At 69.6% G+C, this 14,023-nt stretch carries 15 protein-coding genes, 1 tRNA gene and 2 pseudogenes; 15 read left to right on the forward strand and 3 right to left on the reverse strand.

What is annotated here, in order from left to right:
- Nucleotides 1-94 precede the first annotated feature (94 nt).
- From OG953_RS20925 to OG953_RS20965, 9 genes are all read left to right on the forward strand, one after another.
- On the forward strand, nucleotides 95-322 hold the full coding sequence (locus OG953_RS20925; protein ID WP_383976996.1) for a hypothetical protein: 228 nt from the start codon (nucleotides 95-97) through the stop codon (nucleotides 320-322).
- A gap of 187 nt (nucleotides 323-509) precedes the next feature.
- A complete protein-coding gene (locus tag OG953_RS20930) occupies nucleotides 510-1,067 on the forward strand; it encodes a hypothetical protein (protein WP_405691956.1) in 558 nt (185 codons plus the stop codon).
- Nucleotides 1,068-1,076: 9 nt separating this feature from the next.
- Nucleotides 1,077-1,598 (forward strand): tRNA adenosine(34) deaminase TadA, encoded by a 522-nt coding sequence (gene tadA / locus OG953_RS20935; RefSeq protein WP_405686066.1) that lies wholly within the window; start codon nucleotides 1,077-1,079, stop codon nucleotides 1,596-1,598.
- Nucleotides 1,599-1,676: 78 nt separating this feature from the next.
- A tRNA-Ser gene (locus OG953_RS20940) sits at nucleotides 1,677-1,761 on the forward strand.
- Between the two features lie 458 nt (nucleotides 1,762-2,219).
- Nucleotides 2,220-2,384 (forward strand): hypothetical protein, encoded by a 165-nt coding sequence (locus OG953_RS20945; RefSeq protein WP_176740478.1) that lies wholly within the window; start codon nucleotides 2,220-2,222, stop codon nucleotides 2,382-2,384.
- Between the two features lie 9 nt (nucleotides 2,385-2,393).
- On the forward strand, nucleotides 2,394-2,687 hold the full coding sequence (locus tag OG953_RS20950; protein ID WP_405686068.1) for a Dabb family protein: 294 nt from the start codon (nucleotides 2,394-2,396) through the stop codon (nucleotides 2,685-2,687).
- A gap of 197 nt (nucleotides 2,688-2,884) precedes the next feature.
- Entirely contained in the window at nucleotides 2,885-3,757 is an 873-nt protein-coding gene (locus tag OG953_RS20955; protein ID WP_405686070.1) for an RNA polymerase sigma factor SigF, read from the forward strand.
- A 235-nt stretch (nucleotides 3,758-3,992) separates the two neighbouring features.
- Nucleotides 3,993-4,859, forward strand: a complete 867-nt coding sequence (locus tag OG953_RS20960; protein ID WP_093900059.1) for an RNA polymerase sigma factor SigF — start codon at nucleotides 3,993-3,995, stop codon at nucleotides 4,857-4,859.
- A gap of 67 nt (nucleotides 4,860-4,926) precedes the next feature.
- Nucleotides 4,927-5,733 carry a hypothetical protein gene (locus tag OG953_RS20965; RefSeq protein WP_405686071.1) on the forward strand — a complete coding sequence of 269 codons (807 nt, stop codon included), beginning with the start codon at nucleotides 4,927-4,929 and terminating at the stop codon, nucleotides 5,731-5,733.
- Between the two features lie 39 nt (nucleotides 5,734-5,772).
- Here OG953_RS20965 and OG953_RS20970 read toward each other — a convergent pair whose 3' ends face one another.
- Nucleotides 5,773-5,991 carry a hypothetical protein gene (locus OG953_RS20970; RefSeq protein ID WP_405686073.1) on the reverse strand — a complete coding sequence of 73 codons (219 nt, stop codon included), beginning with the start codon at nucleotides 5,989-5,991 and terminating at the stop codon, nucleotides 5,773-5,775.
- A 568-nt stretch (nucleotides 5,992-6,559) separates the two neighbouring features.
- Between OG953_RS20970 and OG953_RS20975 the strand changes: the two genes are divergently transcribed.
- The 5 genes and pseudogenes from OG953_RS20975 to OG953_RS20995 form a co-directional block, all read left to right on the forward strand.
- The gene (locus OG953_RS20975) at nucleotides 6,560-7,081 is read left to right on the forward strand and encodes a MarR family winged helix-turn-helix transcriptional regulator (protein WP_405686075.1); all 522 of its coding nucleotides are present in this window, start codon (nucleotides 6,560-6,562) and stop codon (nucleotides 7,079-7,081) included.
- A 23-nt stretch (nucleotides 7,082-7,104) separates the two neighbouring features.
- A complete protein-coding gene (locus OG953_RS20980) occupies nucleotides 7,105-9,600 on the forward strand; it encodes an MFS transporter (protein WP_405686077.1) in 2,496 nt (831 codons plus the stop codon).
- Between the two features lie 155 nt (nucleotides 9,601-9,755).
- Nucleotides 9,756-10,571, forward strand: a complete 816-nt coding sequence (locus OG953_RS20985; protein WP_405686078.1) for a YceI family protein — start codon at nucleotides 9,756-9,758, stop codon at nucleotides 10,569-10,571.
- A gap of 21 nt (nucleotides 10,572-10,592) precedes the next feature.
- A pseudogene (locus tag OG953_RS20990) lies at nucleotides 10,593-10,733 on the forward strand (PPOX class F420-dependent oxidoreductase); the annotation flags it as partial.
- Between the two features lie 21 nt (nucleotides 10,734-10,754).
- A pseudogene (locus OG953_RS20995) lies at nucleotides 10,755-10,959 on the forward strand (D-2-hydroxyacid dehydrogenase); the annotation flags it as partial.
- 15 nt (nucleotides 10,960-10,974) lie between these two features.
- On the opposite strand, the gene OG953_RS21000 reads toward OG953_RS20995, so the two are convergent.
- Together OG953_RS21000 and OG953_RS21005 are read right to left on the reverse strand one after the other, a co-directional pair.
- Entirely contained in the window at nucleotides 10,975-11,733 is a 759-nt protein-coding gene (locus OG953_RS21000; protein ID WP_405686080.1) for a TetR/AcrR family transcriptional regulator, read from the reverse strand.
- A gap of 94 nt (nucleotides 11,734-11,827) precedes the next feature.
- On the reverse strand, nucleotides 11,828-13,357 hold the full coding sequence (locus OG953_RS21005) for an MFS transporter (protein WP_405686082.1): 1,530 nt from the start codon (nucleotides 13,355-13,357) through the stop codon (nucleotides 11,828-11,830).
- A 128-nt stretch (nucleotides 13,358-13,485) separates the two neighbouring features.
- Here OG953_RS21005 and OG953_RS21010 point away from each other — a divergent pair, with 128 nt between their 5' ends.
- A complete protein-coding gene (locus tag OG953_RS21010; protein WP_405686083.1) occupies nucleotides 13,486-13,992 on the forward strand; it encodes an endonuclease/exonuclease/phosphatase family protein in 507 nt (168 codons plus the stop codon).
- Nucleotides 13,993-14,023 lie beyond the last annotated feature (31 nt).

Genomic DNA, 14,023 nt, shown 5'->3' on the forward strand with positions numbered 1-14,023 from the left:
AGTAACCGGGCCTCCCGCACCCGTGCGCTGGCATCAACCACACGTTCGGAGGGAAGGTGGGGGCATACGGACCCAGCCTTGGGGTGATGAGCCGATGCCGGACGGAGAACAGCGGAAGCGGGGCCGGCCGGACACGCCGGCCCCGCAGGACGCAGAGGTCCAACAGGACCCGCAGGAGGCCGACGCGGCACGCCGCAGGCGGCGCGCCCAGTTCCTGCGCGAGCTTCATGAGGCGAAGGCGCTCCGCGATCGGGTCCAGCCGCGCCGGGCCAGGGCGGCCCGGATGCGCCAGGCCATGCGGATGCGGACCTTCCGCTGGTAGGTCGGACGGCGGCCCGGTGTCCCCCTGGTGGCGGCGTCCAGGAGAACTGATGGCCGACGCAACGGCCGAACTCCTCTCGCAAGGCCTATGTTTCTGCCACGATTCCGATGGGCGGGACGCAGGACAGCCGGGCCACCGGCTGCCCTCCCGCCGGACCGACACCCCTATGACCAGTGGGAGAGTCACGGTGTACTTCGCCGCACTGCTCGCGCGCACCGAAGACGGGTGGGAAGCGAGCGACACGGAACTCGACGATGTGGAGACCCTGTCCGACCTGACGGATCTGGCCCGTGAGGCCTCGGTGGACGAGGACACTGTGCTCGTCTTCATCGAGCAGGAGGACGCCTGGTTCGGCGTCGTCCGGGTGGACGGTGAGGAGGACCCCCGGATCTTCATCTCGGACGCCACCGCCGCAGCCCGCTCCTCGTACGGGGAGATCCTGCTCACCGATGAACTGCTCGGCCGCGAACCCGGGGCCGAGGACACGATTGCCGCCCTCGAAGAGCTCGTCGGCCTCGACGGTACGGAGGACGGCGAGCCGGACATCACCCCCGACAACGACGATGACAACGACAACGACGACGAAAACGATGCCGACGCAGTACCGGCAGGCCCGCTCGGTGACACCGGGATCCTGGCCGACCTCGGGCTCCCCGAGGCGGAGCTGCTGATGCTGCGCACGGACGCACTGGTGGAGATCGCGGACGCGCTGGGTGCGGCCGAGGTCCTGGAGACCGTCCGTTAGGGTCCGCGGGTGAGCGAACCACCGCACCCGCAAGGACCGCCGGAACCGCACGAACCCGTAAGAGACCCGCACGATCCCGTGAGAGACCCGTGGCGGGCGCACATGCGCCGCGCCCTGGCCGAGGCCGACCTGGCGGCGCGGGCCGGCGATGTGCCGGTCGGCGCCGTCGTGCTCGGCCCGGACGGTTCCCTGCTCGCCACGGGACACAACGAACGCGAGGCGACCGGCGACCCGACCGCGCACGCCGAGATCCTCGCCGTCCGCCGGGCCGCAGCGGCGCTCGGTCAATGGCGGCTGTCCGGATGCACCCTGGTGGTCACCCTGGAGCCCTGCACGATGTGCGCGGGCGCGCTGGTGCAGTCCCGCGTGGACCGGGTGGTCTACGGGGCGCGGGACGAGAAGGCAGGCGCGGCGGGCTCGCTCTGGGACGTCGTACGCGACCGCCGGCTCAACCACCGCCCCGAGGTGATCCACGGAGTGCTGGAGGACGTCTGCGCCGATCAGCTGACGGCGTTCTTCCGCGGCCTCTGACCAGGCTTCCGCTCGTCCGCGGCCTGCTGCGGCGAATCGGATTTCGACGGACGGCCAAAATGGTCTAAGCTCTCTCTCGGTAGCGTGTCCGAGCGGCCGAAGGAGCTCGCCTCGAAAGCGAGTGTGGGGAAACTCACCGAGGGTTCAAATCCCTCCGCTACCGCTCTTGTGAAGGGCCCGGCGCATCGCGTCGGGCCCTTCGGGTTTTCCGCACCTGCACGCGCGGATACGGACACGGCTGTGGTCCCGGGCGCGTCGGTCGTCGCGCCCGGGACCACAGCCCGCGAAGTGTTGGCCGGGGGGAGCGGCATCTGGGGGACAAGCCGCTCCCCCCGATGAGAACAGGCCCCTCAAGCCCTCGCCGCAGTCAGGGGGGAAGCTCGCGGCGAGAACCCCACAGTGAGGTCCCGTTCCTCGCCCCGCGGATTCCTGCCGGATCTGCGGGGCTCACCGTCCATCCTGCGGCCTCGCGGAAGCCTTACGAGCGGGCAAAGGGCCCCGATCGCCGGGCCCTTGGTCCTTAAAGGCCCCGTGAGTGGTCGGAAACACCAAAGGGATACGGCCATCCGTGCGGATAGAATCGCCCGACTGCACAGGGGATCGAAGGCGAGGCAGGGGCTGATGGTGCAAGCGAAGAAGATAGCTCTCTACGCGATAGTCGTCTTCGTGCTGTACACGATCATCACGTCTCCGGCCCGGGCGGCGGATCTTGTCCAGGTAGGGTTCGAGGGCGTTTCGAGTGCCGCACAGGGCGTCGGCGACTTCATGTCCGAGCTCGTGAAGTAGGAGTACCCCATGATCCGCCATCTGGTCCTGTTCAAGCTGAACGACGGCATCGAGCGGGACGACCCGCGGGTCGTCGCCGGGGCGAAGGCCTTCCAGGAGTTGGCGGGGCAGGTCCCCGAGCTGGAGTTCTGGGAGTGCGCCTGGAACATCACCGACCGGCCGATCGCGTACGACTTCGCCATCAACTCCGCGGTCGCCGACGAGGACGCCCTGAAGCGGTACATCGAGCACCCCGCCCATCAGGCCGCCGCCGGCCAGTGGCGCGCGTTCGCCACCTGGGTGATCGCCGACTATCCGTTCTGATTCGCCCGGTCCGCCTGATCCGGCCGGTCCCCTGAGCCCCTCGCCACCACGGCGAGGGGCTTTTCTTAGTGTTTAAACCAAGTTGACCCCAACACGAAGCTATACGGTGCTTGCACACAGTGGACATGTCTTGTGATGCTATGACCGCTTTTGACGGATGAGTTGACCGAAGTTGACCGCAAAGGGGTGGCGTCACCGTGCCGGCCAGTGCAGCGCCTCAAGTGCCTCCCCAGACCGCCCAGACCGCCCAGACGGTCCAGACGGTCCAGACCGAGACGCCCGACAGCACGACACCGCCCACCAGGACCAGGGGCGCCGACACCAGGGCGCTCACTCAGGTCCTCTTCGGACAACTCAAGAACCTGGAGCCGGGGACCCCGGAGCACGGCCGCGTACGGGCGGCGCTGATCGAGGCGAACCTCCCCCTGGTGCGGTACGCCGCGGCGCGCTTCCGGAGCCGCAACGAGCCGATGGAGGACGTCGTCCAGGTCGGCACGATCGGCCTGATCAACGCCATCGACCGGTTCGACCCCGAACGCGGCGTCCAGTTCCCGACCTTCGCGATGCCGACCGTCGTCGGCGAGATCAAGCGGTACTTCCGGGACAACGTACGGACCGTCCACGTCCCGCGCCGGCTGCACGAGCTCTGGGTCCAGGTCACCGGCGCCACCGAGGATCTGACGACCGCTCACGGCCGCTCTCCCACAACCGCGGAGATCGCCGAGCGGCTGAGGATCTCCGAGGACGAGGTGCTGGCCTGCATCGAGGCCGGCCGTTCCTACCACGCGACCTCACTGGAAGCCGCGCAGGAGGGCGACGGACTGCCCGGCCTGCTGGACCGGCTCGGCTACGAGGACCCGGCCCTCGCCGGGGTCGAGCACCGCGACCTGGTCCGGCATCTGCTCGTACAGCTGCCCGAGCGCGAGCAGCGCATCCTGCTGCTGCGCTACTACAGCAATCTGACGCAGTCGCAGATCAGCGCCGAGCTGGGTGTCTCCCAGATGCATGTGTCAAGGCTGCTGGCCCGTAGTTTCGCCCGACTTCGATCCGCAAACAGGATCGAGGCGTAACCGGAACGGGTAGAGCACTCGAAGTCCGGTTCGGGCGGCCGAAATGGCACACACCCCCTGTTAACTGCACAGACGCCACAAAGACTTGTCGACATGTCACTACAGCGTGTTGCCGACATGTGACATTCTGCGGGAACCGCGTTTGGCGTGGCCTCGCCGCCGGTATTCAGGTGGAGGCTGCGTTCCTCCGATGGTCGCGGCTCAACGCGACCGTCCGCGACCTCAAGGGGGTGGCATGTCCGCAGAACAGGGCAGCTCGAAGGTGCTCACGCTCACGAAGAGCGCACCCGCACCCGTTGTGCTCACCAGCTCGTCGGAAGCCATCGACACCCGCACTCTGTCCCGCTCCCTGTTCCTGCGGCTCGCCGCGCTGGGGCCCGCGCCGGGCCCCGATGGAACGGACAGCCCGGAGCGTGCCTACGTACGGGACACACTCATCGAGCTCAACCTCCCGCTGGTGCGTTACGCCGCGGCGCGGTTCCGGAGCCGCAACGAGCCGATGGAGGACATCGTCCAGGTCGGCACGATCGGCCTGATCAAGGCGATCGACCGGTTCGACTGCGAACGGGGCGTGGAATTCCCGACGTTCGCGATGCCGACCGTCGTCGGGGAGATCAAGCGCTTCTTCCGCGACACCTCGTGGTCGGTTCGTGTCCCGCGCCGCCTCCAGGAGCTGCGGCTCGCGCTGACCAAGACCAGCGACGAGCTCGCCCAGAAGCTCGACCGCTCGCCGACCGTGCCCGAGCTGGCCAAGGCGCTCGGCGTCTCCGAGGAGGACGTGGTCGACGGACTGGCCGTCGGCAACGCGTACACCGCCTCCTCGCTGGACTCGCCCTCGCCCGAGGACGACGGCGGCGAGGGCTCCCTCGCGGACCGGCTCGGATACGAGGACTCGGCGCTGGAGGGCGTCGAGTACCGCGAATCGCTCAAGCCATTGCTGGCCAAGCTCCCGCCGCGCGAACGCCAGATCATCATGCTGCGGTTCTTCGCCAACATGACGCAGTCCCAGATCGGCGAGGAGGTCGGCATCTCACAGATGCACGTCTCACGCCTGCTGACCCGTACGCTCGCCCAGCTCAGGGAAGGGCTCATCGCCGACTGACCGCCGCGAACCGCCGTACCGTGGCACGAGGGTTCCGATTTGACGGACCGTCAGCCACACTGGCGCGATGCGACGTCAGATACGCGACTCGACCGGCCGCCGGGGCACCGTGATCGCCGCCTCGGCGGCCGTGCTGTGTCTGGGCGGCGCGCTGGCCGCCTGCGGCGGCGGGACGGCGGACGACGGCTACGTGGCGGTCGGCGCGGCAGGCGCGGGCCCCGAGAGAGCGCCGTCGGGAGCGGTGGCGCCGTCGGGGAAGGTGACGCTGGTGCCGCTGGACAGGGGCGGCAAGGGCGGTGGGAGTGCCGGAGACCGGGCCGACGGCGGCGGGCCCTCGCCGGCCGCCTCCGCCGCGGGCGGCGGCTCCGGGGGTACGAGCACTGCGAATGGCGCGGCCGACCGGCCGCCCGGCACAACCGGCCCCGGCGCAGGCGGCGCGGGCAGCGGCACCGGCAGCGCGGGCGACGGTACAGGCGGTACGACCGGCTCCGCTGACTCGGGCGGCCCTGAAGGCGGCTCCACGGGCCCCGCAACCCCGTCGGCGCCCGGTTCCACCGCACCCGCGGGGCCTGCCGTGCTGGTGGTGGGTGCCCCCGAGCTGGCGGCAGCGGACGAGCGCTGGTGCGAGAAGGTCACCGTGGAGTTCCGCAACACCGGAGGATCACCGGCAGGCTCGGGGACCGCCACCTTCGCCACGCACATCATCGGCGGACTGGGGATCGACTGGGCGACCATCGAGTCGACCGCGCCGCTGCCCGCGCCGATCGACGCGGGAGCGGCGCGGACGAAGACGTACACCGTCTGTGTGGACGCCTGGCGGGTACCCCTGGGTATGCATGTCGAGACCCGGGACGTCACCGCCGTATTGAAGTGACGGGTGGAGGCAGGAGGTACGGAGGAGCCGGTGCGCCGGTCAGCCGAGCGCGAGCCAGGCGACCGCTGCGAGGACGACGATCACCGCGGCGACGGTGACGATCACCCCTGTTTTCGGTCCGGACGAGGCGGCCGGCTGCTGCCGACGCTGCGGCTCGCCTTCGTCGACGAAGGCGCGGAACATCTGGGTGCTGCCCGCGGGGTCGTAATTGCCCTCGGGGCCCTGGGGGTTGCCATTTACCGGCGGCTGATTACGCATGAATGCATTCCCACTCGATCGGGTGAAGTGCTCGTCGGATACTGCGATATGAAGCCTGTGGAACTGTAGCGTCGTCACGTGGGAGAGGATCCTGCGGCCAACGCTCGACCCCTCTCGCACCAGGGACTCTGCCCGCCACGGACTGGATCACGCGCGTGACGCGTGCCGCCACCGGGATGCGAAAGCGGAGAACCAGGTCATCCAAGACCGTTCGAAATGGCCCGCCAGACGCACAGCACCTCGCGCCGGGCGCCAAGGAACGGTTGTGTGACATGGGTCAGGACCCTAGCGGTCCGGCGGCACCTTATGCCCCTGCGGGGCGACGGCCGGGCCCCGAGTAACGCTCGGGGCCTACTGCCGTTTCGGGGCCATCGTCCGCACCTCCGGTGTGGCACGAGACACACCCGCCCCGACCCCTCTCGCACACGCTGGGCGTTTGGCCCAAGCCCTACACAGCCTTTTGCTTTCCTTTACTTCTGCAAGTCCCGTTTCGTTTGCCTACAGCAACCAACGGCTCATATGGTTGCCCTAAGCAACAAGATGAACCGGTGAGATGTCTGGGGGGCCCGTGGCCGTACGAAGTCAGTACGAAGAACTGGCCCGGCAGCTCAGCGCCATCGGGGCCGTCAAGCGGGGTCTCGCCCGCATGCTGCCCCCCGAATGCCCTGGCGGCTCGGCGGCCGTACTGGCACTTCTCCGTGAACACGGCGAAATGCGGATCAGCAGACTGGCCGAGCTGATGGCCGTCGACATGTCGGTGACCAGCCGTCATGTCGCCCATGTGGCAGAGCGCGGCTGGATAGAACGGTCCTCGGACCCGGCGGACAAGCGGTCCCGCATCCTGCGGCTGACCCCCGCCGGACACGACGTGCTCCGCGATCTGAACCGCCGGACCACCGAAATGTTCATCCACAACCTCTCCGACTGGTCCGACGACGACGTCGGACAGCTCAACACGCTGTTGGCCAGACTGCGCGACAGTTTTGCCTGTCGCGGCCCCGGAGGGTGCGCTCCCGGAAAGCACATCGACGGCTGCCGCTTCCGGCATGCCGACAGCGACAACGACTCGCACACCCGTACATCTGTGTAACAGAAGCAAAGACAAGGACCTCAATGGCTACGACCACACCAACCGGTGTGCGGGGCGGCCACGCCAAGCACGGGGGATCATCCGATGCCTCGTCCGGTGCGCCGATGACACACCGGCAGATCATGGAAGCACTGGCCGGGCTGATGCTCGGCATGTTTGTCGCGATCCTGTCGTCGACGGTCGTCTCCAACGCCCTTCCGGAGATCATCTCCGACCTCGGCGGCGGCCAGAGCGCCTACACCTGGGTCGTCACGGCCTCGCTGCTGTCGATGACCGCCACCACCCCCCTGTGGGGCAAGCTCTCCGACCTGTTCAGCAAGAAGTTGCTGGTTCAGATAGCCCTCATCATCTACGTCGCGGGCTCGGTCGTCGCCGGTATGTCGACCAGCAGCGGCATGCTGATCGCCTGCCGTGTCATCCAGGGCATCGGCGTCGGCGGTCTCTCCGCTCTCGCGCAGATCGTGATGGCGGCGATGATCGCCCCGCGTGAGCGCGGTCGCTACAGCGGATACATCGGTGCGGTGTACGCCGTCGCCACCGTCGGTGGTCCGCTGCTCGGCGGTGTCATCACCGACACCAGCTGGATGGGCTGGCGCTGGTGCTTCTACGTCGGTGTGCCGTTCGCCGTCATCGCGCTGATCGTGCTTCAGAAGACACTGAAGCTCCCGGTCGTGAAGCGTGAGGTCAAGGTCGACTGGTGGGGTGCGTTCTTCGTCAGCGCCGCCGTGTCGCTGCTGCTCCTCTGGGTGACTTTCGCGGGCGACAAGTACGACTGGCTCTCCTGGCAGACCGCCGCGATGCTCATCGGCTCCGCCGCGCTCACCGGGCTCTTCATCGCCGTCGAGTCCAGGGCCAGCGAGCCGATCATCCCGCTGCGCCTCTTCCGCAACCGCACCATCACGCTGGCCTCGCTGGCCTCGCTGTTCGTCGGTATCGCGATGTTCGCGGGCACCGTCTTCTTCAGCCAGTACTTCCAGCTGGCGCGCGGCAAGTCGCCGACGATGTCCGGCGTCATGACGATCCCGATGATCGCGGGTCTGTTCGTCTCCTCCACGGTCTCGGGCCAGATCATCTCCAGGACCGGCCGCTGGAAGGCATGGCTGGTCACCGGCGGCTTCCTGGTCACCGCCGGGCTCGGGCTGCTGGGCACCATCCGGTACGACACGGAGTACTGGCACATCGCGGTCTTCATGGTCGTCATGGGTCTCGGCATCGGCATGATGATGCAGAACCTGGTGCTCGCCACACAGAACCAGGTCGCGCCGTCCGACCTCGGCTCGGCCAGCTCCGTCGTCACCTTCTTCCGTTCGCTCGGTGGTGCGATCGGCGTCTCGGCGCTGGGCGCCGTCATGGCGAACCGCGTCACCCACTACGTCCAGGACGGCCTCGCCGAGCTCGGCCCCAAGGGCGCGGCCATGGGCCACGGTGGCACCGGCGGCGGGGGCATCCCCGACCTGGACAAACTGCCCGCACCGGTCCGTACGGTCGTGGAGAGCGCCTACGGGCACGGTGTCGGCGATGTCTTCCTGTACGCCGCTCCGGCCGCGCTGATCGCCTTCCTGATCACCATCTTCATCAAGGAGGTCGCGCTGAAGACGAACTCCGCGAGCGACGCCGCGGCCACGGCCACGGCTCCCGCCGCGGAGGCGGTCGAGGCTCCGGCCACCGCTGCCACACCGGTACCCCAGGCAACGGCCCAGGCCGCCCCGGTCTCCTCGGCCGACACCCTGGAAGCCCCGGTCGCCACCCTGCAGGGCACGGCCGTGCACGGTGTGGTGCGCGGCGCCGAGGGCGCACCCGTCGCACGGGCCGCCGTCACGCTGATCTCGCTGGCCGGCCGGCAACTGGGGCGCTCCGTCGCCCAGGCCGACGGCAGCTACGGTCTGGACGCGCCGGGCTCCGGCAGCTACGTCCTGATCGCGTCCGCCGACGGCTTCCAGCCGCAGGCGTCCACCGTGGTCGTCGGTGACGAGCCGCTCGCGTACGACATCCTGCTCTCCGGTACGAGCGGCCTGGCCGGGATCGTGCGGACCGCCGAGACCGCTTTGCCGGTCGAGGGCGCCATGGTCATCGTGACCGATGTGCGCGGCAATGTGCTGGCCACCGGCAACTCCGGTGAGACGGGCGAGTTCACCTTCGGTGAGCTGGTCCCCGGTTCGGTGACCGTCGCGGTGAACGCCGCAGGGTTCCGTCCGCTGGCGCTGCCGGTGGAGATCGGCGGCCAGGGCGTCACCCGGATCGAGGCCGCACTGCAGTCCGGTGCGCTGGTGCAGGGCGTCGTGCGGGCCGGTGCCGGCCGGCGGCCGCTGCCGGACGCCCGGGTCACACTGGTCGACGCGGCGGGCAATGTGGTCGCCACCTCGACGACCGGGGACGACGGGGCGTACGCCTTCACCGACCTGGACGCGGGTGAGTACTCGGTCATCGCGACCGGCTACCCGCCGGTGGCCGGCGCGCTGACCGTGGCCGGTCGCGGGGTCGACGGCCACGACATCGAGCTCGCCCACCCCGGCGAGTAACGACAGCCCCCTGGCGGGTCGGCGCTTCGAGCGGAGACGCTGTACCGGCCGGTGGAAATGGGCCCCGGTGGCGGGGACGGCAGGCAGGGGACGGCCTGCCGTCCCCTGCCCCGGGGCCCGACTCATTGAGTCATTGAGCAAGGAGAGAAAACGGGATGGGACTTCGCGCACAGGTACGGACGCGGGACGGCTGGGCGGTCCAGCACGCGGTCGTGACGGTCACCGACATGACCGGCGCGCAGGTGCTGCGGGCGGCTGCCGACGAGGACGGGGCGGTGCGGACCGACACTCCGCTGCAGGCCGGCGCGTACACAGTGATCGTCACGGCGGTCGGATACGCCCCCGCCGCCTCCACCGCCCTCGTCACCGCGAGCGGACGGGTCGAGGCCGGCACGGTGGTGCTGGCCCGCCAGGGCGGTGTGGAGCTGCCGCCGCCGGGCGCCTGGTCGCTGGACCCGGCGCACTCCTCGGTGGCCGCGGTCGCGCAGCACCTGGGGATCTCCAGCGTGCGCGGCCGGTTCACCGAGTTCGGCGGCCGGATCGAGATCGCGGAGGACGTCGCGCGGTCCCGGGTCGACGCCGTCATCAGCGCGGCCAGCATCGACACCGGCAACGGCATGCGCGACAAGCACCTGCGCTCGCCGGACTTCCTGGACTCGGACCGGTTCCCGGAGATCACGTACCGCTCCAACGGACTGACCCCGGCAGGACCCGACCGCTGGCTCGTCCACGGCGAACTGTCGCTGCACGGCGTCGTGCGGCCGGTCGACCTGAACCTGAGCTACCTCGGGACGGGTCCGGACCCGTGGGGCGGGGTGCGTGCTGCGTTCAGCGCAACGGCGGAGCTGCGCCGCGAGGACTTCGCCATGAACTACAACCAGGTGGTGCAGGCGGGCATCTCGGCGATCGGTACGACGCTGCGGGTGGAGCTCGACATCCAGGCCGTGCAGGGCGAGTCCCTGCCGTCGTAGTCTGCGGACACGGCACCCGACATCGCGACGAACACCACCGTGGAACTCGACGAGTTGCCGGCTTTCGTACCCAGGCACCGGGCGATCCTGCTGACCACCCGGTCCGACGGCCGCCCCCAGGGCTCCCCGCTGACCTGCGGCGTCGACGACGCCGGTGCGGTGGGGCGCGCGGTGCTCGGTGCTCGGTGCTCGGTGCTCGACGTACCGCCCGAATTAGCCTGCCCCGCCCGGCGACCGGTGCCGGCAGCTGCCCCGTACGCTGATCACCTCGCACTCCGCGGGCATCACGGCGGACGAGGACATCGTCATCGACTTCGCCGCGTGCCGGGAGGCGATGGCGCAGGGGCGGATGCCGGGGGCGGCCGTGGATGTGGGGCGCGGGTACTGAGGGACGAACGAGGTCTCAGCGGTCCCGCATCGCCTCGATGCCCGCGATCAACAGGTCCAGGGCGAAGGTGAAGTCCCGGTCGCGCATCTCCTCGACCGTGTCGCCGCCGCGGGCGTCCATCAGGTCCTGCGAGCACTCGACGATCCGGCTGAGCTGCGGCTGGCTCCGGACGGCGCCCAGCGCCTGCTGGAAGAACTCGTCCTGGCTGAGCCCCGTCTCCGCGCTGCGCTGCACGAAGTGGGCCTCGATGGTGCCGAATCCGTACACGAACTGGAAGACCGCGGAGAGCGCCCCCGTCTGCTGGTGCAGCGGCAGCCCCGTCGCCCGGACCACGTCCTGCATGGCGTGCGAGAACAGCATCGAGTGGGGGCCCATGTTGAGGAAGTGACCGGCGAGCGGCGACACCCAGACATGCCGGACCAGCAATTCCCGGTAGGATGTGGCAAGTTCGCGCAGCCGGTCGTGCCAGTGCGCGTCCTCGCGAGGGGGCGCGATCTCGCTGTAGACCGAGTCGAGGGCCAGCTCCAGCAGATCGTCCTTGGTGTCCACGTACCAGTAGAGGGACATCGCGGTGACGTCCAGCTCGGCGGCGAGCCGGCGCATGGAGAACTTGGCGAGGCCCTCGGCGTCCAGCAGCCGGACAGAAGCCGCAGTGATCCTGTCCCGGTCGAGACCGGCCGGCTGGTCCGATTTACGGGTGCGCGACGGTGTCCTCCGGTCCAGCCACACGCTGGTCCTGGCGGGGTTCTTCACACGGTCGGCCGCGGACACCATGGCGCACTCTCCTCGTCTTGCCGGCGGGACGGACCGGATGCGTACTCGTGCGCATGAAGCGGATCCGTACGGTCCGACGCGCCCCGCCTCGATGCTATGCCGCCGCCTCGGCCTCGGCCGAGCCCACCCGGGCAGATTCTGCCCGCTCCGCCCGGCGCAGGAGCGCCGCGGCCAGCAGGCCGCCGGCCAGCACCGCCACGGCTCCGACCAGCTGGCTGGTCTCCAGGCCCGAGGCGAAGGCGTCCGTGATCCGCGCACGCTCCCCGTCGTCGCTGGCCGAGGCCAACGCGGCGGGCAGCGAGGCGGCCCCGACGGCCGCCGGCACGAGCGCTGCGAACCGGGAGCTGAGCACCGCGCCGAGCACGGCGACCCCCAGACCGTTGCCGAACTCGGCGAGCGTGCCGTTGACCCCCGCACCCACGCCCGCCTTCTCCGGCGGAATGGCACTCATGATCGCGTTGGCCATGGCGGGCATGGCGAGCGCGATGCCCGCGCCCATCACGACCAGGCCGAGCAGCATGCCGCCGTAGCCGTCGCCGCCGAGCAGCGCGATCGCGGCGAGCCCCGCGGCCAGCAGGCTCATCCCGGCCGCGATGGTGACGGGCGTGCCCAGCTTGGGCACCAGCCTGGCGCCCAGTCCGGTGAGGTTGAGCGCGACGACGCTCAGCGCCAGCGGAGCCGTACGCAGACCGGCCTCCAGCGGCCCGTAGCCAAGGACGAACTGAAGCTGCTGGGTGAGCAGGAAGAGCGAGCCGCCCATCCCGAACGCGACCAGGATCGCGCCCGCGACCGCCCCGATGAACTTCTGGTTGCGGAAGAAGTGCATGTCCAGCATCGGGTACGGGATGTGCAGCTCCCACAGCACGAACCCGGTGAGGACGGCGACCCCGATGAAGGCGGTCAGCAGCACCCGGCCCGACGTCCAGCCGTGCTCCGGGCCCGAGATGATCGCGTACACGACGGATGCCATACCGATGGTGGAGAGCAGCGCGCCGAGCAGGTCGGGGCGCTCGCCACTGGGATTCTTGGACTCCGGGACGAGCCGGACGACGGCGGCCAGACCGATGACCGCGACGGGGATGTTGATCAGGAAGATCGCGCCCCACCAGAAGTGGTCGAGCATCACTCCGCCGATCAGCGGTCCGACGGCGAAGCCCAGCGAGCTGACGGTCGACCAGATGCCGATCGCCTTGACCCGCTCGGAGTCGTCGAAGATCTGCACGACGACGGCCAGGGTCGTCGTCATCAGCAGCGCACCGCCGATGCCCATGCCCGCGCGGGCGGCGATCAGCTGCGTGGACGACTGGGCCAGTCCGGCCACCAGTGAGCCGATACCGAACAGGGCGAGCCCCGCGACCAGCATCTTCTTGCGGCCGTAGCGGTCGGCGGAGCTGCCGGCCGTGAGCAGCAGACCCGACTGGACCAGCGAATAGGCGTTGATCATCCACTGCACATCGGCGGTGGAGGCGTCCAGCTCCCGGGTGAGGGAGGGGATCGCGACGTTGAGGACGGTGTTGTCGAGCAACACGGTGAGCTGGGCGAGACAGATGACGCCGAGGATCAGCCAGCGCTGCGGGTGGCTCGGTGGCGTGAGGCGGTTCTGCTCGGCGGCGGTCGCCGTCATGCGGACTCCTGATGCCTTATACGGTGTACGAGAAGAGACGTACACCGTATAGCCACTCCCCATACGCTGTACAGCACATTTCCGCGCGGTACCGTGCTCGCCGCTGATCCGACCAGGACTGGAGTGGTATGTCACTGCGTCGTCGTACGGTGGAAGTGCTCATCGCAGCGGGCCTGTTGGGCACCGCTGTCGCACCCCCGGCATCGGCCGCCGGGCAGGGGCACGCGGTGCCGCTGCGCGTGGCCACGTACAACATCCATGCAGGCGCCGGCATGGACAATGTCTTCGATCTCGACCGGCAGACCGCCGAGCTCCGCTCACTGGACGCCTATGTGATCGGGCTCCAGGAGGTCGACGTCCACTGGGGCACCCGCAGCGAGTGGCGCGATCTGGCGGCTGAGCTGGCCGAGCGCGACTTCAACGCGGCACCGGCCGCTCCCGAGCTCGCCCCGCTGTGGGAGGAGCTGACGGACATCGAGCCCGGCGGGCCGACGTACCCGGCGCAGGATCCGGTGCAGCGGATCGATTACGTGGCGGTGTCGAAGGATTCCGTACGGGTACGCGACGCGGCGGTGGCCGAGACGCTCGCCTCGGACCACCGCCCGGTTGTCGCGGATCTGCTGCTGCGGCGCTGAGCCTCTGCTCGCCGCTCTTCGGCTGGGTCAG

The organism is Streptomyces sp. NBC_00057, assembly GCF_045041165.1.
Classification (GTDB): Bacteria; Actinomycetota; Actinomycetes; order Streptomycetales; family Streptomycetaceae; genus Streptomyces.